This window comes from Exiguobacterium sp. s183 (assembly GCF_018617655.1).
Lineage (GTDB): Bacteria > Bacillota > Bacilli > Exiguobacteriales > Exiguobacteriaceae > Exiguobacterium > Exiguobacterium aestuarii_A.
In genome coordinates this window covers 26930-49367 of sequence record NZ_JACSKN010000004.1, presented here as the reverse complement: position 1 = coordinate 49367, position 22438 = coordinate 26930, and the positions used below count along the sequence as shown (strand labels likewise).

Annotated in this window: 25 protein-coding genes; 3 read left to right on the top strand and 22 right to left on the bottom strand. The window is 47.1% G+C overall.

Translation table 11 applies throughout. From position 1 onward, the window contains the following. Positions 1-154: 154 nt before the first annotated feature. Positions 155-583 carry a hypothetical protein gene (locus KNP62_RS10415; RefSeq protein ID WP_214785452.1) on the bottom strand — a complete coding sequence of 143 codons (429 nt, stop codon included), beginning with the start codon at positions 581-583 and terminating at the stop codon, positions 155-157. Between the two features lie 14 nt (positions 584-597). Further along, the gene (locus tag KNP62_RS10410) at positions 598-1791 is read right to left on the bottom strand and encodes a DUF4317 domain-containing protein (protein WP_015880257.1); all 1194 of its coding nucleotides are present in this window, start codon (positions 1789-1791) and stop codon (positions 598-600) included. A gap of 281 nt (positions 1792-2072) precedes the next feature. Between KNP62_RS10410 and KNP62_RS10405 the strand changes: the two genes are divergently transcribed. Beyond that, entirely contained in the window at positions 2073-2705 is a 633-nt protein-coding gene (locus KNP62_RS10405; RefSeq protein WP_214785451.1) for an HNH endonuclease family protein, read from the top strand. Positions 2706-2724: 19 nt separating this feature from the next. Then, positions 2725-2967 carry a hypothetical protein gene (locus tag KNP62_RS10400; RefSeq protein WP_214785450.1) on the top strand — a complete coding sequence of 81 codons (243 nt, stop codon included), beginning with the start codon at positions 2725-2727 and terminating at the stop codon, positions 2965-2967. 65 nt (positions 2968-3032) lie between these two features. Here the strand turns inward: KNP62_RS10400 and KNP62_RS10395 are convergent, their stop codons facing one another. The 3 genes from KNP62_RS10395 to KNP62_RS10385 form a co-directional block, all read right to left on the bottom strand. Continuing rightward, positions 3033-3704: a DUF3600 domain-containing protein gene (locus KNP62_RS10395; RefSeq protein WP_214785449.1), complete on the bottom strand. Its 672-nt coding sequence runs from the start codon at positions 3702-3704 to the stop codon at positions 3033-3035. Continuing rightward, positions 3694-4215, bottom strand: a complete 522-nt coding sequence (locus tag KNP62_RS10390) for a sigma-70 family RNA polymerase sigma factor (RefSeq protein ID WP_214785448.1) — start codon at positions 4213-4215, stop codon at positions 3694-3696. The genes KNP62_RS10395 and KNP62_RS10390 overlap by 11 nt, the downstream gene beginning before the upstream one ends. A 117-nt stretch (positions 4216-4332) precedes the next feature. Then, positions 4333-4809, bottom strand: a complete 477-nt coding sequence (locus KNP62_RS10385; RefSeq protein WP_214785648.1) for a peptide-methionine (S)-S-oxide reductase — start codon at positions 4807-4809, stop codon at positions 4333-4335. A gap of 72 nt (positions 4810-4881) precedes the next feature. Here KNP62_RS10385 and KNP62_RS10380 point away from each other — a divergent pair, with 72 nt between their 5' ends. Then, positions 4882-5139 carry a hypothetical protein gene (locus tag KNP62_RS10380; protein WP_074036895.1) on the top strand — a complete coding sequence of 86 codons (258 nt, stop codon included), beginning with the start codon at positions 4882-4884 and terminating at the stop codon, positions 5137-5139. A gap of 56 nt (positions 5140-5195) precedes the next feature. Here the strand turns inward: KNP62_RS10380 and KNP62_RS10375 are convergent, their stop codons facing one another. From KNP62_RS10375 to dnaB, 17 genes are all read right to left on the bottom strand, one after another. After that, on the bottom strand, positions 5196-5912 hold the full coding sequence (locus tag KNP62_RS10375; RefSeq protein WP_214785447.1) for an alpha/beta fold hydrolase: 717 nt from the start codon (positions 5910-5912) through the stop codon (positions 5196-5198). Between the two features lie 72 nt (positions 5913-5984). Next, on the bottom strand, positions 5985-6890 hold the full coding sequence (locus KNP62_RS10370) for a hypothetical protein (RefSeq protein ID WP_214785446.1): 906 nt from the start codon (positions 6888-6890) through the stop codon (positions 5985-5987). 21 nt (positions 6891-6911) lie between these two features. Beyond that, positions 6912-8363 (bottom strand): MBOAT family O-acyltransferase, encoded by a 1452-nt coding sequence (locus KNP62_RS10365; RefSeq protein WP_214696568.1) that lies wholly within the window; start codon positions 8361-8363, stop codon positions 6912-6914. 49 nt (positions 8364-8412) lie between these two features. Continuing rightward, complete coding sequence (locus KNP62_RS10360; protein WP_214785445.1) at positions 8413-9819, bottom strand: AMP-binding protein; 1407 nt, start codon at positions 9817-9819, stop codon at positions 8413-8415. Beyond that, positions 9816-10061 carry an acyl carrier protein gene (locus KNP62_RS10355; RefSeq protein ID WP_214696564.1) on the bottom strand — a complete coding sequence of 82 codons (246 nt, stop codon included), beginning with the start codon at positions 10059-10061 and terminating at the stop codon, positions 9816-9818. Before KNP62_RS10355 ends, KNP62_RS10360 begins: the two co-directional genes overlap by 4 nt. Before the next feature lie 172 nt (positions 10062-10233). Continuing rightward, complete coding sequence (locus tag KNP62_RS10350; RefSeq protein WP_214785444.1) at positions 10234-10788, bottom strand: GNAT family N-acetyltransferase; 555 nt, start codon at positions 10786-10788, stop codon at positions 10234-10236. 77 nt (positions 10789-10865) lie between these two features. After that, positions 10866-11708, bottom strand: a complete 843-nt coding sequence (locus KNP62_RS10345) for a hypothetical protein (protein WP_214785443.1) — start codon at positions 11706-11708, stop codon at positions 10866-10868. A gap of 173 nt (positions 11709-11881) precedes the next feature. Further along, the gene (gene rlmH / locus KNP62_RS10340) at positions 11882-12361 is read right to left on the bottom strand and encodes a 23S rRNA (pseudouridine(1915)-N(3))-methyltransferase RlmH (RefSeq protein WP_214785442.1); all 480 of its coding nucleotides are present in this window, start codon (positions 12359-12361) and stop codon (positions 11882-11884) included. An 83-nt stretch (positions 12362-12444) separates the two neighbouring features. Continuing rightward, positions 12445-12606 carry a CxxH/CxxC protein gene (locus tag KNP62_RS10335; RefSeq protein WP_214696548.1) on the bottom strand — a complete coding sequence of 54 codons (162 nt, stop codon included), beginning with the start codon at positions 12604-12606 and terminating at the stop codon, positions 12445-12447. 37 nt (positions 12607-12643) lie between these two features. Continuing rightward, the gene (locus tag KNP62_RS10330; RefSeq protein WP_214785441.1) at positions 12644-13903 is read right to left on the bottom strand and encodes a S1C family serine protease; all 1260 of its coding nucleotides are present in this window, start codon (positions 13901-13903) and stop codon (positions 12644-12646) included. Between the two features lie 52 nt (positions 13904-13955). Next, positions 13956-14747, bottom strand: a complete 792-nt coding sequence (locus KNP62_RS10325) for an MBL fold metallo-hydrolase (protein ID WP_214785440.1) — start codon at positions 14745-14747, stop codon at positions 13956-13958. 13 nt (positions 14748-14760) lie between these two features. Next, positions 14761-15585 carry a two-component system regulatory protein YycI gene (locus KNP62_RS10320; RefSeq protein WP_214785439.1) on the bottom strand — a complete coding sequence of 275 codons (825 nt, stop codon included), beginning with the start codon at positions 15583-15585 and terminating at the stop codon, positions 14761-14763. Further along, positions 15572-16954, bottom strand: a complete 1383-nt coding sequence (gene yycH / locus KNP62_RS10315) for a two-component system activity regulator YycH (RefSeq protein ID WP_214785438.1) — start codon at positions 16952-16954, stop codon at positions 15572-15574. The genes KNP62_RS10320 and yycH overlap by 14 nt, the downstream gene beginning before the upstream one ends. Beyond that, a complete protein-coding gene (walK, locus tag KNP62_RS10310; RefSeq protein ID WP_074034022.1) occupies positions 16954-18795 on the bottom strand; it encodes a cell wall metabolism sensor histidine kinase WalK in 1842 nt (613 codons plus the stop codon). Before walK ends, yycH begins: the two co-directional genes overlap by 1 nt. A gap of 3 nt (positions 18796-18798) precedes the next feature. Further along, on the bottom strand, positions 18799-19509 hold the full coding sequence (gene yycF, locus KNP62_RS10305; RefSeq protein ID WP_015880237.1) for a response regulator YycF: 711 nt from the start codon (positions 19507-19509) through the stop codon (positions 18799-18801). 122 nt (positions 19510-19631) lie between these two features. Then, a complete protein-coding gene (locus KNP62_RS10300) occupies positions 19632-20921 on the bottom strand; it encodes an adenylosuccinate synthase (protein WP_074034026.1) in 1290 nt (429 codons plus the stop codon). Positions 20922-21079: 158 nt separating this feature from the next. After that, the gene (gene dnaB / locus KNP62_RS10295; protein ID WP_015880235.1) at positions 21080-22432 is read right to left on the bottom strand and encodes a replicative DNA helicase; all 1353 of its coding nucleotides are present in this window, start codon (positions 22430-22432) and stop codon (positions 21080-21082) included. Positions 22433-22438: the final 6 nt, after the last annotated feature.

The following is a 22438-nucleotide window of genomic DNA, read 5'->3' as shown; positions in this document are numbered from 1 at the left end:
TTTATTACTTCGTAATAACCGAAAGCGCTTTCGATAAATATTAAAAAAATATGGGCTTCGGAAAACGTTTTCACCTGCATCATACCTGTATCAAATCTCAAATTCAACCTTCCTCACTCGATTGTCAAAAAAGAGCCCAATCTGTCGTTTGGGCTCAGTCTTCCAAGTGAAGAAAATCAAATTTTGAGTCGATGGTTGAACTGTGGCTCGTTTGATGAATCGATTCGTCACGACTCACGAGATATGTGTACTCAGCATCCGGTTCTGTCGAAAATTTCACGAACAATGTATGAGGATTCATACTCTCAAATCCGTCCTCCCCATAAGGAATAGAGCGGACGGTGATGGTTTCGGTCGGATATCGATCCTTGAGATACGCTTCGAGCACTATTTTTTCTTCCTGCACCTGTTGATTCACCCAATAAGGACGAACTGCATAGAATATTCCGTACGCTAATACACAACACACCGTCGCGACCCGTATACGCCTGCGCCATTTCCCATGAAATTGAAACGACAGCAAAACCAATACAACTACGATGGCGAACACAATCAACAGATCAATCAACTCGAGCGGATGCATCGATTTTCCCCCAGTCAGTCTAGCGACTCTTCAGAGATGAGCTTGAATCCTTCAATCTCTGTCTCTTCCTCCACTTCGATCAACAAGCATGGTTTTCCTTTATAGTTCACTTGCTTCACGTATTTCAGATCTTGTGGACTGACGGAAATGTTGGCGACTTTCGTATTGATTTTAATCGATTTTGACGTATATTTTGGAACGACGCTCGTCGCTTTCATCTCATATTTCGTGTCATCGACGACTTGTTTGAACGCCTGCTCGACTTTTTCTGTCGTCACATCTTCCACACCGCTCGCCCGAAGGACGACCTCGACCGCACGAGAGTCGAGCATTGCGACCCTCTCTTCTTCCTGTTCGTTCTCTTCTTCGGCGACAATGATTTGATTGATCTCATCATAAACGGTCGCGAGCGTACGGGAATTGACTTCTTCTCCGATGACCGCTTTCACGACTTCTTCAAAGACCGCCTTCTCTTCCACTGCCGTAACGATTTCCGAACCGTTCAGCACGTTCTCAATGAACGTCATATCCGGTTGGTGCGCTTTATGTGCCGAGTAGAGGACATGGTTCACATCGGCCGCATTATCGGTGAAACACGGGAATAAGAATCCACCGATTGGCGCCTCGAGTTTGATGATTGGATTTACAATCAAGCTGGCTTTGAATTCACGCTCGACGAAGTCAAAGACGAGTGACTTTTTCGGAAGTTCTGTCGGGCTGATACTGCCGAGGATGAACTTCGTCGTATACACTTCATCGTTCGCGTGAATCTCAGACTCTTCCGAGTATCGGTTCGTCGGCTTATTGTAATTACCCCGGATGAACGTCACGACCATGTCTTTTTCAAATGGCGTGTCTTTCACCATCTTCAAGGCGATACGCTGCATATAGTCCGTCCATACGTCTGTCTCTTCCGTACGAAGTCCTTCATACAGCAATCCTTGCGTATGGTCGACTTGACCTTCCTCCGGATATTGGAACTTCACTTCGAATAACTTTTCATCGAGTTTCCCACCGAGCACTTTTTTGAAGTTCGTCAAAAACAGTTCCTGCTGTTCTTCTTCTAAGAACGGGAACGGACGCAACTCTTCGTAGTAAATCTCATTCGTTTCCTGTCGGATGTAAATCGTATATAAGTCAGCAATCTTCAGCTTCGTCGCATTCACTTTAAACTGTCGGCGAATCGCCGCAATCTCTTTCTTGTTCATTCCATCCACCTCTTCTTTTCTCTAAATCCATGTCATTCATTATACCAGTCCTGATCGCTCACTAGTTCCAAAGAAATAACACCAGGTCGTTCATTAATGCTAGAGAAGGATTTGCGATAGTCTTTCTAATCATTTTGCAGATTTTCACACTTTTTCAAAATCGTCCTGTGTATGATCAAGTTGAATTTATTGCGTGATGTTTGTCTCACTTTTTGGTTGATGAAAGGTTGCCCACTTGCTTCGACAAGTGTTCATTCCAAATACATAGTAGGAGGCTTTTTATGTTGAAGAAACTCATGTCTGTCGCACTCGTCACATTGCTTGTTTGGATTTCCGCGTCATTTGACGCGACACCGGTCTCTGCTTTCCCGCCTAATATCCCTTCGAAAGCGGATGCGCTCACGAAACTGAATGCGCTCACGGTCAAAAATGAAGGGTCGATGACAGGATACAGTCGGGACCTCTTCCCGCACTGGTCGAGTCAAGGAAGTGGTTGTAACACGCGTCACATCGTCTTGAAACGGGACGCTGATTCGGTCGTCGACCAATGTCCCGTAACGACGGGCTCATGGTACAGTTACTATGACGGTTTGACGTTCACGTCGGCATCTGACATCGATATCGACCACGTTGTCCCGCTCGCTGAAGCATGGCGCTCTGGCGCAAGCAGCTGGACGACAACCAAACGTCAAAGCTTTGCGAACGACTTGAGCGGTCCTCAATTGATCGCGGTATCTGCTTCATCGAACCGCTCAAAAGGAGATCAAGACCCGTCGACATGGCAACCACCTCGCACCGGCGCACGTTGTGCATATGCGAAGATGTGGGTCGAGACGAAGAGTCGTTGGGGCTTGAGCCTTCAATCGTCAGAGAAGTCCGCACTCACGACAGCCATCAACGCTTGCATTTATTGAGACAGAAAAGGAGTCATTCATGAACAAACTTACCTCTACCTTTAAGGCAACCCACGGTGTCATGACGGAAGAAGTCGGTGTCATCAGTGGTGACTTGGAATTGACGACGGCGTGTCAGGAAGATGGTTCCTTGACACTCCACGTCACATACGTCGGAGCGAAAGATATATACACGCTCCCCGGGAGTCCATATCAGCTGCATGACACAAACGACCATGACGTCGTTCATCAAATGCTCGTGAACATTCTCGAGCGGACGTAAAAAAGAAGGAGTCCATCACTCGATTTTAAGGATGGACCCCTTCTTTTCATGTTCCTGAAATCTATTTAGTTCTGTTGCTGCTTTGCATCTACTTCTCGAATAATCGCGAGTGCCTCTTCATAAGACTGTCGCAACTCATCCGGCATGTCTTGAACATACTCTCCAGCACGTACCCGAATCGACTCTTCTCGCATGAGCGCTTCGATGTATGCGTCATATTCGTCAGTAGTCAACACATCACGTGCACTTGGCTGGTTGTTCAATTGATCGAAGTATGGCTGAATGTCGGCAAGTGCCTGCTTCACTTCCGCTCGTTCCGTTTTCGGAATTGCTTCATAATCAACGTTTCCATTCGCATTTCCATAGGCGATTCGCGTATCCGTGAAGACACTCAGACCTTGCTTGAACTCCTCATACTCTGCCTCACCGAGTACCCCTTTCGCTTGATTCAATTTAGCATCCAATAACAAATATTTCTCTAAAGTAGCGCTGACGATATGTACCTTCATCTCATCAAACGAACCGTATAACTCATCTGCAAGCAGGGATTGATAGGCGAATGCACCAGTCGGGATGAGTAGTGCCGCCGCGATTCCGACCGTCATCAACCGCCGACGGATAAATCCTGGTTCCCGGCGCATTTCTTGTTTCGCTCGCTTCACACCTTGGCGACTCCGCTCACGCAGTTCACTTGGGATTTCGATGTCCGCCAACATTCGTTTCATCTCATGATTCATAGCAATCGGCCTCCTTCCATTCACGTCTCAATTTAGCTACAGCTCGATATAAAGTTGTCTTCACCGTACCGATCGGCCATTCCAATAAATCTGAGATTTGTTGAAACGTATAGTCTTGGTAATACTTCAGTACGATCACACTGCGTTCGTCCTCATGAAGGGACTTCATCATGTCAGCTAGTGTCATCGTCATCGCAAGATCTGTTTGTTCACTCCCGAAAGCCTCTTCCACATCTGCATTCAAGTGAATCACGTTCTGTCTTTTTTTCATCACATCGAGTGCACAGTTGATGGTGATTTTCATCAGCCACGTCTTCAAAAATTGCGGTTCCCGTAACGTCCCGATTTTTTTAAAAGCTTGGTAAGCGACTTCTTGTACAACGTCTAGCGCATCGTCCGGATTTTTGACGTACACATAGGCCATCCGATATAGGTCTTCCTCGTAATGATGAAAGATCTTTAAGAATGCTTGGTCATTGCCTCGCTGCGCTTTCTGAATGAGACGTTTCATCGAACGTCCCCCCTTTTCGTTTTTTCCCTTACACTTATTAGACATGAAACTCATGCATTTAGCTTTATTCATTTGGAAAAAAATGAAAAAGGCATCTCGGAGAGACACCTTTGTTGATTAAACGGTCTGATATTTTGTTAATAAGTCTTTCGGTATATGACAATAATCGTCCGGGCAACGCGTCAGGCGATCCTGGTGTTCGTCCGCACTCCGCACATAGTTCGTGAGCGGTTTGACTTCAACAGCGATTCGTTCTGCATCCGTGCGTCGATCAATAAACGTTTGCGCCTCCATCAAATGTCGTGACTCCTCACTGTAGACGCCCGTTCGATACTTCTCCCCGACATCGATTCCTTGTTGGTTGACACTGTATGGATCAATAATTTCGAACAAGTAATGCATTAAATCTTCGACCGTCACTACGTCCGGATCGAACGTTGTTTTGACACACTCCGCGTAGCCGTCATACTCCCCGTCTAACGTATCGGTCGTCCCGTTTGCGCGTCCCGCTTCTGTTAAAAGGACACCCGGTAACGTCTTCACAAACTCCTGGACACCCCATAGACATCCGCCCGCTAAATAAATCGTTTCGATGTGAATCACTCCCCGTCTATTTGAATCTTTTCTAAAGCATACACGTAATAATGAGAGAAGGGAGGAATTTGATTGAATAAACAACGTTTTCTCACCACATTGACCAGCTCCATCATCCTCTTTGTTGCCATGATCTTTATTTTTCGTAACGACTATTCTCTATTCGCTGAAATGGCAATCATCTTTCTAGCGGTCGTCATCGGCCAAACAATCCTCGAACGACTATTTCGACGCTTTGCGGAGCAACGGGTATCGAATCAGACGGTATTCGTCTCGTTCCTGTCGATGCTAGTGATACTATGGACGTTCGCAGGCATTCTTTTTGATTGAATATATAGCTTCGTCTCGCGATAAATCCCCATCGTTTATGCGTGACTTAAAAGTGTTTAAATTAACTTTCGAATTGCTTCTACAATCAAGTGTGGCTCATCTCTTTGGATATAATGTGCGCTCTGCTCTGCAATTACAAACGTGGCATTTGAAGATATTCCCGTCATTTCTTTTTGTAAGACATTCCACAGCCTCTGATTTTCTGCGGAATAAAAGTCTTTCTTTCCTGCTGATATGATTGTTGTTGGGATTGAAAGATCAAGATTTGCTTGGTTCACTTGGTGCAAACTTTCCATAAATTCATCATAGTTCCCTTCCCGCACAAATTGCTTGGAGTATGCGTTTTGAAACTCTCGTGACATGGTCGGAAGAAATCGTTCTCGATAGTCGCTCGGCGTCGTGTCTACTAGCACTAGACCCGTTACCTCATCTCGATATTCAGATGCGAACAATTGCATATTGACGCCTCCGAACGAATGACCGACCAAGATGAACGGAGATGCTATATTCAACTGTTTGATTAGTTGGTGCAATTCTCGAACCATCTCCTTACTTGTTCTTCGATTCGTACTAGTCCCGCTTTTGCCTAGACCTGCCCGATCATAAAGAAGGACATTGGCATATGTCGACACTTCATCAGCCACCTGTCTCCAAGTCGTAGAATCATCGCCATATCCTGCATCCATGATGATTGTCACTGACTTTGAATGTTGTTGAATATACTCAACATATAACTCACAGTCATGGATTTTTACCATTTGCTGATTGTTCATGGTTTCCCCCTTCACTTCGTCCCTTTCGCTATCATAAAGCATAAAAAAATTGATGGACAGCCGCCCATCAATTTATAAATATCCCAACCGCTTCAAATCTTCATAAACGAGTGAAGACAACAGCGTTCGCCCATCACCGTTCAAATGGTCCGGGTTATGGAAGAATGACTGCTCATGAATGAATCGTTCATCCCCCATATAATTGAGGAACGGGACATCTAAATCCAAGTTCTCTAAATGCTGAAACACGAGGCGTTCCATGACGTCTTCATCAAAATACGTATGGTATGACGCGTGGACCGGCTCCATCGCCAAGACGACACGATACCCTTGTTGTTTACAATAGTCGATGATGTCTTGTAAATGAGCCATGTTTTCTTCAATCTCATGATTGTTCACGGCATTTTCATACTGAGCGGCCACTTCCTCATACTTACGCTCGGAGTAATTCAGCCCACCATTCTCCCATGGCTTATGCGCATCAAACCGAAAATCCCGGATTTCCCGGGAAATCGCGGCATAAACACTGCCACTATTCAATGCCGGGAACTGTTCATGCGTATAATATTGAAACAGGCTGACCGGTTCGATGTCTTTACGGTCCAAGACGCGATAGTAATTGGCTTTCCGACCGACATCCGAGTTGCTGAATGTGATTTGAGATAGGGACACAATCACGATCCCTCCTGGCTTCAAGTGCTCATCGTATTCTTTTAGCATCTTCAAATCATATTCAATCGGTTGACTCGGTAACGCCAAGTCGAGATGCGATAATCCGGTCGGTTTAAAATAATACCCATACATCGCATGAGACGTACCCAAATTGATGATATCGACAGGATGAGGGTCTTCTTTAAACGCTAGGACGGCCCGGTTATTATTGTATTCCCACGAGTCTTTCACGAACTCGTTGACGGGAATAAAGATGGCGATCATGACGAGTAACACAACGACGATTTTAATTCCTAAACGCTTCATGCTAATTCCTTTCCTTGCATCTTAAAACCCACCGTACACAAATCCTTGGCCCGACACGCCAAACAAGAAGGCCGAGACAATCAAGAACAAGTTGATGGCCACGCTCGTCACGGCAGACTGACGTGCCATCCAATCCCAAGCCGAACCTTTCGTCCGTTCAATATGTTGGAACAAGTGAACGACGACAAAGACGACGAGGAAGATAATCAAATCGAGTAACGAGAACATTTGAATTGCCTGTATCATGCCTGACGGTGCCCATGAAGAGGGTGTCACGTACAGTTTGGCATGCGAGAATGCCTCTGCCATCGAATGCGATTGAAAGAATACGCGCGAGAAGCAGACGAGCTGGAACGTGATGGCGATTTTCCACCAACGATGCAGTGTTGGCACGCGGTCAAACCCAACCCATGACGCCATTTTTTCGCGTTGTTGCTTCGTATGGTCTCCGAACACACGATAGATTCCATGAATGAGTCCCCATAAGACGAAATTCCACGCGGCACCGTGCCAGATTCCACTCACTAAGAAAGTCGCAAGGATGGCACCATAAATCTGCTCGCGCTTCTTCTTCCCTTTCGCGAGCGGCATGAAGATATAATCTCGCAACCACATCGAAAGTGTGATGTGCCAGCGGTTCCAGAAGTCGGCAATCGATACGGCAAAGTGTGGCTGTTTGAAGTTCTCCGATAATCGAATTCCGAGCAATCGTGCACAACCGATGGCAATATCACTGCATGCCGAAAAGTCGGCGAACAGTTGAATCGAGAACAACATCGTCGCGAGGACAATCTCTGAACCGGTCGGGTCCGGACTATTGAACACACTTGCGACAATCGGGGCCAATCGGTCAGCAATCAACGTCTTCTTGAAGAATCCCCAAATGATGCGCTGAATCCCATAGCTGATATTGTCATAGTCGAGATGTTGCTCCGTCTTCAGCTGGGGAAGCAGCTTTTTCGCCCGCTCAATCGGACCCGCCACAAGTTGCGGGAAGAAGGCGAAATAGACTGAGAAATAGCCGTAATGACGCTCTGCTTTTTGCTTCCCTCGCGAGACGTCCACGACATAACTGATGGCTTGGAACGTATAAAACGAGATGGCCAACGGCAACACGATTTCTTTATACGGGACGTCATAATCAAATCCGCTCCATGCGGCGAACGAACGGAGCGAATCATTGACGAAATTAAAATATTTGAACCATCCGAGGAAGAAGACGAGAACGGAGACACCGACCCACATGAGCCGTTTCTTCTGTTCTTTCTTTTCCTGCTTCTCAATCAGAATCCCAATCACATAAGTGAAGGCGGTACTGATCAACAGGAGCGGAATGAATTGAACGCTCAACGTGGCGTAAAAGACATAGCTCGCTAAGAGGAGGAGTACCCATCGGAATCGATGTGGGACCACGTAATAGGTTCCAACGATGATTGTTAAAAATAAGAGAAATTCAATCGAAATAAAAGTCATATTTACCACCTGATGTTATGAAACTTGACGATGTACCGATTCCTGACAATCAGGTGGTCACAAGTTCTCCCTTCGGCAATGCGGCATAACGAATCTTTCCGAACGAATTACGTGGAATCTCGTCAATCTGCATCACCCGAACACCTTTCACCTTGATTTGTTCTTTGATGATTTTTTGAATGCGTGCGACGTCATCTTGCAACGTATACACATATAGTTGGTCGTCTTCCCCGGCACAGACACAGTCATGTCCGTGCTCTCGAAGGAGGGCCTCGACTTCGTCCAGGCTGATTCGACTTCCATATAGTTTAATCATGCGCTTCATGCGGCCGACGATGAAGAAATACCCATCCTCGTCACGATACGCCATGTCACCTGTACGTAAGACACCGTGATTGTCGTCACCCTTCGCAAGGTCAGCTAATGAGGTCGCATACCCGAACGACACGTTATCGCCTTGATACACCAGTTCGCCCGTCACGTTTGCATCTTTGATGTCGTTTCCGGCTTCGTCTCGTAGTGAGAGTGTTCCACCTGGGATGGCGATACCGATACTCCCTGCTTTTTCCGCACGCATCCGATCGGGTAAATACGACATTCGGGCCGTCGCCTCCGTTTGGCCGTACATGATAATAAATTGAAGCCCTTTTTCTTCACATACCGTCGCGAAGTGATGGGCGAGCGTCGGGCCCAACTTCCCACCCGCTTGCGTCACCTTCTTCAAACTTGGCAAATCATACGTCTCAAACTTCAAACGTTTTAACATCTCGTAATGAAACGGTACCCCACCAAACGTGGTCGCCTGCTCGGCACGACACAACTCCCAAAACTCTTTTTGAACGATCGAGCGATCTGTCAAGATGATCGTTGCTCCTTTCAACAGATGACTGTTGATGATCGAGAGCCCATACGAATAGTTCATCGGAAGGGTCGTGATTGGTTTATCTGTTTGATCGATGTCGAGATAGTCGATGATCGACGTGGCGTTCGCTGATAGATTGCTATACGTGAGACGGACAAATTTCGGACTTCCGGTACTCCCTGAAGTCGTTAACAGAAGGGCCAACTCTTCATGAAGTTCATGGTGAACTGTTGCTCCTATTTCAAACAAGGCGTAACCACCGTAACCATAGTAAGCATCCAACGAGTTTGCCAAATCCTCTCTCGATTCCGGTGCCCATACGTGCGTCGGTTCATACCGGTCCATCAGCTTCTGTAATTGCTCGGCTGGGATGTCCGCGTCTAACAAGACGGGTACGACATGTCCTCGAATGAAACCGACATACCCGAAGAGCGACTCGACCCGGTTGGCACATAGACAGAAGACGAGCGACCGTTCGCCGACTTCTTGACAAATCGAGTCCCCAACCTCCAACATCTCGCCGTATGTGTAAGAACGGTCCGCATAGACCGCCTCACGACCTGTGTACTGCTCGAGTGTTTGAAAAAGCGTCATGATTGGATGTCCACACCGAGGCGCTGCAGCAACGCGATGCCAGACTGATACGAATGGAACTCCGTCATTTCATCCGAGTCGATATAGACGTCAAACGCATCCTCGATTTCTGCGATGAGCGTCATGTGTCCAATCGAATCCCATTCCGTCGATTCTCCGAGCTTCATATCTTCGAGAACCACATCGTCCTCTAATTCCAATCCGTTTTTAAATGCCATGTTATATGCTTCAAGCGTGCTCATTGTATTCATCCTTTCACGTTCACTCCAACTGTTCGAATTCATCTATTCTTATTGACTGATAATGATAATCATTTGCCTTGTGATTCTATCACAATTTTTCGAAATCGGTCAATTCTTCATAGGAGGAAAAGCTTGGAGTTAAGCGATTTTGTACATGAAAAAGACCACATCGTTACGATGCGGTCTCAGAAGATGATAAAACATATTCGAGTTGTAAATCGAGTGGTTCTTCTTTATAGATTTCTGGCACGATTTCTTCGGCTAGTATGCATCCCATCGCTTCATAGAAATGATATGTATCGACGGCCGGGTTCGCTCCAATGTAGAGTTTCTTCGCACCTCGATCGACCGCTGCCTGACAGACCTGTTCAAATAACACTTTACCAATCCCCTGTCCACGATTAGGACGACTCACATGAATGAAGCCCAGATTCAAATACTGGCCTTCCGTTCCGAGCAGGTGTCCATCCAGTCCGGCAAAGCCAAGTAACGTTTCACTTTTTTGGATTGCCACAACAACGCCGCCACGGTCGATGTAGTAGTTAAGAATCTCAATGACCTGTTGTTTTTTCGCGTCATCCCATTCATCGATGTAATGCTCGTCTTTTTGATAAAGCTCACCATTTGAATCCACGGCATAAATGCGATGCGTTTCCTGAAAACGTTCAAAGGTCGTTAGAAAATCGAGAGCGATTCGTTCTGTTAGGAGTTTGATGATGTAGTTCATCTAGCATCCTCCTAGTTCGGGTTAGAATAGTTGTCTTCAAAAAATATTGGAAGTTAGATTTTTAACTAAACTATTTGTTAGTTTTTATTTTCTATATACTCTGAGATGTTGTTATTGTTGATTATCGTTTCTCTATAATGACTATTCTTTATAATCTCTTGTAGATATCTTTCATGTCTACTTAATTTCTCTGTTAGCTTCATATTTTCAACAAGGATTTTTGCTATAGCATCATTTGTATTTTGTTGATCTAAATTTTTCTCGTCTGAATTTATTGATGTAGGGTTATTTAAGAGTGGTATAAATTTTGCCAAACAAATCAAAGTCAACATCAATCCAGTGAGTGTTTGGAATACAATCAAATAATAACCTAAACTCGTAAGTGGCTTTAGAGAAGACTGAAAACTTGCCATTGTCATAAAGCTAATATAAATAACTTCGCTAAATGATTTTGTCTCCATCAAGTCAAATTCAGTAGAGAAAAATAAATAAGTACACGTGAACCACATCACTATCTCTACATAATTATGTAGCAAGAGTATAATTGTTCTTTTGTAACTTCGAACTTCATGATTTGAATCAGAAAACATTAAGATATTTATTTGTGTAATACCGATTTCAAACACTCTGAGTACTCCATAAAAAATAATTAAACCACTTAAAATTTGTTGGAAGTTCCCGTTACTATTATTACTAATATATATTAAAGAAAAAATTGATAACATGACATTAGAAATCACCCAAATCTCTACTAACAAGAATCTATATTTTCCTGTTCTAGAACTCGGAAAAATTCTTCTTATCAAATCAAATAGAGTTATTTTCTGTAAACTTAAAAATATTAATTTCCATAAACCATATATAAAAGTTGGGTTATCATCTTCTATTATGTTTTTGAATGATAATACTATTTTTTTCATGTGGTAATACCTCCGATTTTTTACTTTTTGAATGTTATTTATAGAAAATATTTGGATATTTGGTTTCACTATAAGATATCGACTTTTTATATATGATTTTTAAGTGTTATAAAAAAACGATGTTGATATATATCATCAACATCGTTGCATTTTCAGAAGCTTAAGTTGTTTTCTTATTTGTGGTACGGTTCATTCCGATTGATCCGATACGCCCGATAAATCTGTTCACACAACACGAGTTTCATGAGTTGATGGGGGAACGTCATCTTCGAGAACGAGATCGTATCGTCCGCTCGTTTCATCACATCATCCGACAAACCGAGCGATCCTCCGATGACGAAGGCAATTTTACTCTTTCCATACGTCGCGAGTTGATCGAGTTCACGGGCGAACGCTTCACTCGTCCGCTGCTTTCCTTGAATCGCTAAAGCGATGACGTGCGTATCTGGGGATATCTTTGCCAAAATCCGCTCGCCTTCCTTTTGTTTTACTAAGAACATATCTGCCTCACTCAAATGCTCGGGTGCTTTTTCGTCTGAGACCTCGATTTCCTGCACTTTTGCGTAGGCAGAGAGCCGCTTTGTGTACTCGGCAATTCCTTGCTTTAAATATTTTTCTTTCAGTTTGCCGACCGTGATAATTGAAATATTCATCCAATTCTTCCTTTTTCCACAGTTTTTTTGGAGTTATCCATAGGGTTATCCACAGAGTTATCCACAAATCCACATGTTGATAATTAGTTTTTGCTTGACACAACATATGTTGCATCAGCTTCACAGAACTCACATGTCACTTGTTCACTTGTGGATAATTCCTCTAACAACGGGTACTCCCCTGTTTCATCCACAATGATGTCTAAAGCGATTTCAACATGTTCCTTGCATACTTTTTTTTCCACAGTTTTTCCTCCTTAAAAAAGAAGCGTCGCCGCTTCTTTAAGTTGCTTCAGTTAATGTCGCCTCGGTTTCTCTCGTTTCCCCGCGACGTAAATACTCAATCGTAATCGTATCACCGACCGTTGCATCTCGATAGAGCGCATCGCGTAAATCGACGTATCGTTTAATCTCCCGATTTCCGATTTGCGTGATGATATCGCCGACACGGAGTCCCGCTTCTTCAGCCGGACTACCTGGTGTCACTTCTTCGACGAAGACACCGTCTTCTTGATCGAATGAAATGCCATACTCTTCCCGGACGTTACCGGGTACCGCAATGACTTCTTGAATCGTGACCCCGAGCTGTGCTCGTGTCACTTTCCCATCACGTTCTAACATGTCAATGACCGGCAGCGCCACGTTCACCGGAATCGAGAAGCCGACCCCTTCTACGCTCGCTTCGGCGATTTTCATCGAATTAATTCCGACGAGTTCTCCACGAATATTGATGAGGGCACCGCCCGAATTCCCTGGGTTGATGGCCGCATCGGTCTGGATGACTTCTGCGTTATAATCCATCAAGCCGTCGCTATTCGTATCGACCGGCACCGTCCGCTCGACACCACTGACGATACCACGGGTGACCGAGTTTGAGAAGACACCGAGCGGATTTCCGATGGCCATGACGGTCTCACCGGCTTGTAGCACGGTCGAATCACCAAGCACGATCGGTTTCGCATCGATGTTATCTGGCAGCTCCACTTCTGCGACCGCCAAATCATTGAGCGGGTCTTCACCTAAAATTGTTGCCGACGCGATCTGACCGTCGGAAAAGGCGATGTTGATTTCGTCCGCCTCTTCAATGACGTGGAAATTTGTGACGATGTATGCCGTATTCCCTTCCACTTTATAAATGACGCCAGAACCAGCGCCCGCCTCCCATTGCGAGTCCGAAGTGAAGGCCCGCTGAATGTTCGTAATACTGACAACGGATGTCTTCGCTCCAAGGACAGCGGTCGTGACGTCGGATTCGGTGACGGTCACGGCTTGCTCGGTCCGCGTCAGTTCGTTCGTCACAAAACGAGAGGTCGGCGAATCCCAGAGCATCACTGTGACAAAAAACAAAGCCGCTCCTAAGAATCCGCCAACCCCTCCGAGTAACAACGGTTTTATATTCGGTCTCGGCTTGTGGCGTACGTGCTCCTCTTGCTTCGGACGCCATTCGCTCCGAGACGGATACGTCGATTTCTCTTCTGTTGCTTCGTGTACTTCAGGTTCGACGTCTTGAGGTTCATACTCATGGTGTCTCTCTTCGTTCACGACGCGTCCCCCCCTTCAAGACAGTGTGATAACTGTCTTTTCCCAAGTTTCCTTATAAAGAAACGAGCGAAGTGGGGATTGTCGGGTCCGTATCGCACAATTTGATTCGACCTAAGTCGACGTCTCGCATGCCGAGTGTTTGCGAGACGCTCATTTGCGCGAGCTCTTTCATGTTGTTGTCCTTGCTTAAATGCGCCAAATAGATCCGTTTCGTCCGGTCGCCGATGACCTCGCTCATCGCAATCGCCGCATCCTCATTCGAGACGTGTCCGTAGTCCCCAAGGATGCGTCGTTTGACGCTCCACGGGTAACGTCCCATCTGCAGCATCGAGACGTCATGGTTTGACTCAAAGATAAAGTCGTCAGCTCCGCGGATAATCCCTTTCATCCGGTCTGAGACGTAGCCGGTATCCGTGATATGGGCCAAGCGTTTCCCGTCGTGGGCAAACTGATAAAACATCGGGTCCGCCGCATCATGACTGACATTGAATGTCTCGATTTCAATATCACCGAACTGCTTGATGTCCCCGACCTCGATGTGAAACTTCAACGCCGGGTCAATCTTTCCGATGAGTGATTCCATCGCCGCCCACGTCTTCGCATTCGCATAAATCGGTAAGTTATACTTTCGTGCTAATATCCCTACTCCTTTAATATGGTCGGAGTGCTCATGGGTGACGAGCAGTGCATCGATCCCATCAAACGACCGACCGATTGCTTCGATGCGTTGTTGCATCGCTTTCCCGGTCAATCCGGCATCGACGAGCAGCTTTGTCCGTTCCGTCTCGATATAGAGGGCGTTCCCGGTCGACCCGCTCGCTAACACACTATACTGTAAACTCACACCATCACTCCTTTCATTCTTTCGTTTCAAACTCGACGCGCTCTACCGTTCCGTCGATGGCATTGACGAAATACACATGATCGTCAATCGCGACTGACCAGAGCGGTGGCATGATAATCAAACCGCCAGAGCTGTCGAGGGGTAAGCTATAAAAACCGGTGTTGATGGCCCGCATCTCCTGGTTCGGTTGGAAATACTTCCGTGACGCAAGTTGAGAGATGGCTTCGCTGGCCGTTAACACGAGATCGTCTTGTGGTTTCGATGAGATGTCTTTCAAGTGACGTTGCTTATAATCCGTCACTTCAAACGCCTCATTCAATTGAATCAAGATGAGGGACGGTCCGATATACATCTCCGAATCTCCCTCAACTTCAGGTGCCGAGAAAATCTTATTATCTTCAAACGTTTGGACGAAAGCGATTTGTCTCGTCTTTTCATCATATCGCCAGTAGGCATACTCTTCTCCGAACGGGACATATTCCGCAACAAACGTTGAAGCCGTTGTTCTCAATTCTTTTGCATCGAGCGGTACCGGCTGTTTCAGCTCGACTTCGAGTTGCATATTGTCGAGCGTCGTTGCCAGTTGTGCCTCTCGATTTTTCGTAATCATCGCGGCCGACATCTCTTCAGACGACCCTGTCAAATAGCCGATATCCCGACCCATTCGTGGCAGTTTTGCCGGGTCGACGTTTCGTTGGTCTAAAATTTGTGCAATCGACGTGTTGTCGTTCGTCACGACTTCGGTCGCCCATGTCTCAGTCACCAATTGGAACAACAGATAGATGTTCAAGGCGAGGAAGGCGAAGATTAAAATGGTTTTCGCTTTACTCCAATCCACGATACATCATCCTTTCTGTCCAATCTTCTGACTGATTATATGGGACCCAACGTCCCGCTTCACGTACGAACCAATTCGGTGAGAACGTCACATATCGGCTCGTATCCTCGTTATACTCAATTTCATAACCGATTCGAATCTCAGTCACGTTCTCAAACCGTCCAGAGTTGATGAGTGTCCCGAGTACTTCTTCTGCGTCAGCCAGCTGCGTCGTGCCGACTGTGATCAAGCGGTCAATCTCTAAGTGATGTCGTGTGATGGACCGGACTTGCGCCCCGTCGTTTTCCACACGCAATGTGGATAAGTCGATGGCGTCATTGTTGATAAACGCCTCACGTTGGCTAAAGACCGGGAATCCTTTCACATGAAAACGGAATACGGTCGTTTCAAAGCCTTTGTTCGCCGGTGTAATGGCATCGAAACGAAGCGAGAGTCCTTGATTCTCCGAAGACTCGTCGACCCATCCACCATGGAAATTCACGAATTCGACAATCGAATCCAATCCGAGTGCCGTTTCCCGCTCAGTGCTGTTTCGCGATAAGTTCCGATAGCGACTCGCGTTCAGCTTCGCGTCATATTCCGCCACACTGACACCGTTCGTCAATGCACCGACCGAACTCGCCGGGTCGACTTCCTGGACGTTCGGGTCGCCTGGGAAGAACGTGTCCCGCATCCAGTCGAGGCGCGCATCGATTTGAATCGACGATACGTCATATGCGAACAACTCATTCATCTCCGGTCCGACGACCGGGATATAGTTCACACGCTCATCCGTATACGTCACTCGCTTCATCGTCCGACTCGAGTTTTTTAGGAATAGACTGTTCACGTCGCCGTTTCCGACCTTCGTCAACTTCCCTTCCCAAATCGATTGGTCACTCATGATCGTTCGGATTGTAAACGCATTGTCTTCCATGTAGATGAGCACACGTTGCGGAATCTTTCCAGACAGACTATACGTGCCCGGCAGCATATAGCTGAGCGTATCCGCATAATAGGCTTCCGGTAAAATCAATTCGAGTCCTTCGTTGATATCCGTGTAAAAGCTCGGGATATTCTTTGCGGCGAGTGGTTTGAATTCACTCGCTTCAAACGTATCCCGAATGACCCGCATCAACTGCTTTGGGGTGTTCTTCGAAGCGAAGACGGCGTTGTTGTCATGAACGACCGCTTGAACCGGGATGACGACTTGATTCGCCCGGCGTTGAAGTGACTCGTCCACTGTCGTCAATTGCGTCTCCGATTGGACTGCCTGATAGGTGGGATGATAATCCCACAAAATGATGGTTTGAACAATCGACGTGACGATTAACGTGAGCAAAAGGAACGACTTCCACAGTTCTGGCTTTGCAATCGTAAACCGTTTCATCAATCATTCACCTCCACAATCGTATCGAACGGAATCGTGAAGTAAATCGTCGTGCCGCGGCCAAATTCACTCTCTGCCCAGATGTCTCCACCGTGAGCGGATACGACTTCTTTGGCAATCGATAGTCCGAGTCCGGTACCACCGATATTACGCGCCCGCGCCTTATCGACACGATAGAAGCGTTCGAAAATTTTCTTCAAGTTCGACTTCGGAATCCCGACCCCTTCATCCTTGATGCCGATGACGAGGCGTTTCGCCCGAAGCATCGTCCGGAACGTGATCGTACCGCCTTCCGGTGAGAACTTGATGGCGTTCGTAATGATGTTATCGATCACTTGGGTCATCTTATCCTGGTCGGCATGCACGTACACGCGACGTTTCATCAGCTTCCGACGGAATTGAATCGCGTCCCCTTTCGTCATCTCATGACGATCGATGATGTCGTTAAAGAACTGTACAAAGTCAAACTTCACTTTCTGCATCTTATATTCTTTACTGTCCATCTTCGAGAGTTGCAACAAGTCATTGACGAGGCGAATCATTCGCTCTGTCTCGTTTTGCGTCGTCTCTAAGAAGCGCGGCGCCAACTCATCATCCTGATAAGCCCCTTCCGCAAGGACTTCCAAATAACTACGCATCGTCGTGAGCGGCGTGCGCAACTCGTGACTGACGTTTGCGACGAATTCACGGCGATCTTGTTCGACTTGCTCTTGTTCGGTGACGTCGTGCAAGACGACGATAAGACCTGTGATTGGTCCACTATGTTTTTGAATCGGTGAGAAATAGGCTCGAACGAGGAACAGTTCCTCATCCGTACTGAGGTCAATCAGTTTCGCCGGCATCGTCCCATCCTCTGGAATGACGATTTCCTCTTCGAATGCGAGGAGGCTCTGCAAGTTCATCCCCATCGCCTCTTCTTCATCGACCCCAATCATGTCACGCGCCTGGTCGTTCATTAAGATGACCCGTAACGAACGATCGGTGGCAACCACACCGTCCGACATGTTTTCGAGGACACTCGTCAATCGACGACGCTCTGCTTCCGTTGTCGCATTCGCTTCCATCAACTCGTCCGTCAATTCGTTAAACGCGTAGGCGAGTTGACCGACCTCATCATCCGAATACACTTTAACTTTCCGCGAGAAGTTCCCTTTTCGCATCTCGACGGCTTGCCGACGCATATCGGCAATCGGTCGTGTGATCGTTCGAGATAATAAGATACCGAGGAAGGATGTGATGATCAGGGCGATGACCGTCCCGGTCGCGAGGATTCGGATGACTTGTTCCATCTGGTTATAGATGGACTGCATCGATGCCTCGATATAGATCATGCCGATTGTGGTCCCGTCTACTTCTGACTTGACGGGAACGGCGACGACGCGCATCCGGTCATTTGAATCTTCATAGACGAGCGTTTCTTGGGCGCCGCCTGTCGCGAATGACTTCTGGATAAACGTACTTGCCGTTCGTTGTCCGACAAGGCTTTGATTGTTCTGGTTCGAGGTCGCCCGTACGACACTGTTCGTATCGATGATTTGGACTTCTCGAATGTCGTCAGCTAGCGTCGTGCTCTCGGTAAAGTCAGACAGCAGCTGATCCAGTAACTGGTTCAACTGCTGGTCCGTGGTCGAGTCACTCTCGTTCGCGGCGATGCCCTCACTGACGTTATAGCTCAGTAGGTTCGCCCGGTCGACGAGTGACTGCGAGAAGTTGTTGATGTATTGCCGTTCCAAAGAACGCACAAAGTACACGCCGATGACTTGCATCGCAACGAGAATGAGCAGCGCATAGATGACGACGAGCTTCCACTGGATTGATTTAAAGAAGTTCGTCCGTTTCATCGTTTAATCTTCTTCTCCTGCCTTCAAATAATACCCGACTCCGCGACGCGTAATGATATACGTCGGTGTCGATGGGTTGTCCTCTACTTTTTCACGAAGACGGCGTACGGTGACATCCACGGTACGAACATCCCCGAAGTAATCATAGCCCCAAACCGTTTGGAGTAAATGCTCACGCGTCATCACTTGTCCGATGTTTTGCGCGAGGTAATGAATCAATTCGAACTCGCGATGCGTCAGCTCGATCTTCTCGTCCCGTTTCGTCACCATGTACGAATCCGGGTGAATCGTCAAGTCGCCGATCACGATATCGTTCGCGTTCGCCCCTTTCGCTTCAGGCGCCGGCGCCGTCGCATGACGTCGCATGTTCGCTTTGACGCGAGCCAATAACTCACGTGAGCTAAACGGTTTCGTGACGTAATCGTCCGCACCGAGCTCTAGTCCGAGCACTTTATCAATCTCTGAGTCTTTTGCCGTCAACATGATAATCGGCATATCATACTTCTTCCGTACCTCGCGGCATACTTCCATGCCGTCTTTGAGTGGAAGCATGATGTCGAGTAAGATGAGATCCGGTTGAATCTCTTCTACTTTCACGAGCGCTTCTTCGCCGTCATAGGCGACATGCACCTGGTAACCTTCTTTTTCAAGTTTAAACTTCAATATATCTGCGATTGGTTGTTCGTCATCTACCACTAAAATCGTACGATCCATTCAGTGAGTCCTCCTCTTATCATTAAACGTACATGCCTACATTGTAACTCTTTTTATACAGCTTAGAAAGCGTGGTCCATTTCCGTGGAAATGAAAAAGAGAGCCGCAATGGCTCTCCTTTCTTATGCTTCGTAAATGTCACGCAAGATGACCGTCTGCTCACGAGCCGGTCCGACCGAGAAGGTCAATAACTCAATACCCGTCAATTCTTCGATGCGACGCACGTAACGTTTCGCGTTTTCTGGAAGGTCGTCGAAGTTACGAACGCCCGTAATGTCTTCAGTCCAACCAGGAAGTTCTTCGTATACCGGTACACACTTCTCAAGGACGCGGAAGTTCGGAGGATATTCATCAAGATGCTTTCCTTCGTACTCATACGATGTACAAATCTTGAGTGTCTCAAGACCTGTCAACACATCGATTGAGTTGAGGCAAAGATCTGTGATCCCGCTGACACGACGTGAGTGACGAACGACGACCGAGTCGAACCAGCCGACACGACGTGGACGACCTGTTGTCGTTCCGTATTCTTTCCCGACTTCACGGATCGTATGACCGATCTCGTCATCGAGTTGTGTTGGGAAAGGACCGTCACCGACGCGTGACGTATATGCTTTACAAACACCGACAACGTGATGGATTTTTGATGGACCGATTCCGGCACCACTTGATACGCCACCTGATGCTGCGTTCGACGATGTGACGAACGGGTACGTTCCGTGGTCGATATCGAGAAGGACACCTTGTGCTCCTTCAAAGAGAACCTTCTTCTCTTCGTCGAGTGAATCGTTCAAGACGACAGATGTATCACACACGTATTTCGCAAACTGTTGGCCATACGCGTAGTACTCTTCGAAAATATCATCAAATTCTACTGGATCGACCTCGTACATTTTCACGAACATGCGGTTTTTCAACTCGAGAACGGTCTTTAATTTCTCTGCGAACACTTCTTTGTCGAGAAGATCTGCGATACGAATCCCGATACGCGCCGCTTTGTCCATGTATGCTGGACCAATCCCTTTAAGTGTTGTCCCGACTTTCGCATCACCTTTCGCATCTTCTTCTAAACGATCCTGAAGCTGATGATACGGTAAGATGATGTGCGCCCGGTTCGAGATACGAAGGTTATCCGTGCTCACACCGCGCTCATGTAAGTAAGCGAGTTCGGTCACGAGTGATTTCGGGTTGACGACCATTCCGTTCCCGATGACACACGTCTTATCCGAATAGAAGATACCCGACGGAATGAGGTGAAGTTTATATTTCGTATCATTGAAGACGATCGTATGACCAGCGTTGTCTCCCCCTTGATAACGCGCGACGACTTCGGCTTGTTTCGATAAGAAATCGGTGATTTTCCCTTTCCCTTCATCGCCCCACTGCGTTCCCACTACGACTACTGATGACATAATGAATCCTCCTTATTGATCAACGTTCTGTTCAAACCATCCGTAAGTGTACACTTGAAAAGCGAGAAAGTCAATCCAATACCGAACGTTTTATATAACATGTAACTATTCGTTCGTTATTTTACAAATCACCTATATAAAAAAAGACACCACCGACGTTACATCGGTGGTGCGAAGGCTTGTGTCTCCATATTGACGAACTTGTTGTACTCTTTCCGGAAGGAGAGCTTGACCGTACCGGTCGGACCGTTACGTTGTTTCGCAATGATGATTTCAATCGTATTGGCGTCTTCACTCTCTTTATCGTAATAGTCATCACGATAGAGGAAGGCAACGATATCGGCATCCTGCTCAATCGCTCCCGATTCACGGATATCCGACATCATCGGTCGCTTGTCTTGACGACTCTCTACCCCACGAGAGAGCTGTGACAAGGCGATCACAGGTACTTGAAGTTCACGCGCAATCGCTTTGAGCGTACGTGAAATTTCCGATACTTCCTGTTGTCGGTTCTCGCCCGGTTTGCCGTTCCCGACGATGAGCTGCAAGTAGTCAATCATAATCATCCCGAGACCATGTTCTTGCTTCAAGCGACGACACTTCGCCCGAATCTCGTTGACACGAAGACCCGGCGTATCGTCGATGTAGATGCCCGCTTGTGAGAGCGACGACATCGCAAGTGATAAGCGACCCCAGTCTTCCGCTTCAAGGCGTCCGGTCCGGAGGCGCTGGGCATCGATATTTCCTTCCGCACACAACATACGCATGACGAGCTGTTCCGCCCCCATCTCTAAACTGAAGATGGCGACGTTCTCGCCCGTACGGACGGCAACGTTTTGCGAGATGTTCAAGGCGAACGCAGTCTTCCCAACAGATGGACGAGCGGCCACGATAATCAAATCGTTTCGTTGGAAACCGGCCGTCATCTTATCTAAATCCGTGAACCCTGTCGCAATCCCAGTGATCTCACCGCTCGACTGATGCAATTTTTCAATCGTCGAATAGGCATCCGATAGCACGGAACCAATCGGGTGGAAACTGGACTGCCCTTTCCGTTGCGATACTTTTAGAATGTTCCGCTCCGCGTCCGAGAGGACAGAATCGACCTCGTCCTGACGCTCATAACCATCTGAAACGATGTTCGTTGCCGTTCGAATCAGACGACGAAGTGCCGCTTTTTGATCGACGACATTCAAGTAATAGCCGATGTTCCCGATGGCCGGGACGGATTCAGCGACCTCCGCCAAATAGTTGAGACCGCCGATTTCGTCTAAAATGCCTTGCGCCTGGAGTTCTGAACTGAGCGTGACCAAGTCGACAAGTTCGCCCCGGTCATTGATTTTTAACATCGCTTCAAAGATGCGCTGGTGGCTGACGCGATAAAAGTCGTCCGGGTCGACCCGCTCTGAGGCCGTGATCAACCGGTCCGAATCGAGGATGATCGCCCCTAAGACGGCTTGCTCCGCTTCCACGCTATGTGGTGGTGTATTGACTTGAATCGCATCACTCATCCGTCT

Coding starts and splice junctions, on each gene's coding strand:
- KNP62_RS10300 (WP_074034026.1), bottom strand. CDS start 20,921: ATGTCATCAGTAGTCGTAGTGGGAACGCAGTGGGGCGATGAAGGGAAA.
- KNP62_RS10400 (WP_214785450.1), top strand. CDS start 2,725: ATGAACAAACTTACCTCTACCTTTAAGGCAACCCACGGTGTCATGACG.
- KNP62_RS10370 (WP_214785446.1), bottom strand. CDS start 6,890: ATGAAGCGTTTAGGAATTAAAATCGTCGTTGTGTTACTCGTCATGATC.
- dnaB (WP_015880235.1), bottom strand. CDS start 22,432: ATGAGTGATGCGATTCAAGTCAATACACCACCACATAGCGTGGAAGCG.
- KNP62_RS10365 (WP_214696568.1), bottom strand. CDS start 8,363: ATGACTTTTATTTCGATTGAATTTCTCTTATTTTTAACAATCATCGTT.
- KNP62_RS10350 (WP_214785444.1), bottom strand. CDS start 10,788: ATGAACTACATCATCAAACTCCTAACAGAACGAATCGCTCTCGATTTT.
- KNP62_RS10415 (WP_214785452.1), bottom strand. CDS start 583: ATGCATCCGCTCGAGTTGATTGATCTGTTGATTGTGTTCGCCATCGTA.
- KNP62_RS10375 (WP_214785447.1), bottom strand. CDS start 5,912: ATGAACAATCAGCAAATGGTAAAAATCCATGACTGTGAGTTATATGTT.
- KNP62_RS10405 (WP_214785451.1), top strand. CDS start 2,073: ATGTTGAAGAAACTCATGTCTGTCGCACTCGTCACATTGCTTGTTTGG.
- KNP62_RS10355 (WP_214696564.1), bottom strand. CDS start 10,061: ATGAGCACGCTTGAAGCATATAACATGGCATTTAAAAACGGATTGGAA.
- rlmH (WP_214785442.1), bottom strand. CDS start 12,361: ATGAATATTTCAATTATCACGGTCGGCAAACTGAAAGAAAAATATTTA.
- KNP62_RS10395 (WP_214785449.1), bottom strand. CDS start 3,704: ATGAATCATGAGATGAAACGAATGTTGGCGGACATCGAAATCCCAAGT.
- yycH (WP_214785438.1), bottom strand. CDS start 16,954: ATGAAACGGTTTACGATTGCAAAGCCAGAACTGTGGAAGTCGTTCCTT.
- KNP62_RS10360 (WP_214785445.1), bottom strand. CDS start 9,819: ATGACGCTTTTTCAAACACTCGAGCAGTACACAGGTCGTGAGGCGGTC.
- yycF (WP_015880237.1), bottom strand. CDS start 19,509: ATGGATCGTACGATTTTAGTGGTAGATGACGAACAACCAATCGCAGAT.
- KNP62_RS10410 (WP_015880257.1), bottom strand. CDS start 1,791: ATGAACAAGAAAGAGATTGCGGCGATTCGCCGACAGTTTAAAGTGAAT.
- KNP62_RS10390 (WP_214785448.1), bottom strand. CDS start 4,215: ATGAAACGTCTCATTCAGAAAGCGCAGCGAGGCAATGACCAAGCATTC.
- KNP62_RS10345 (WP_214785443.1), bottom strand. CDS start 11,708: ATGAAAAAAATAGTATTATCATTCAAAAACATAATAGAAGATGATAAC.
- walK (WP_074034022.1), bottom strand. CDS start 18,795: ATGAAACGGACGAACTTCTTTAAATCAATCCAGTGGAAGCTCGTCGTC.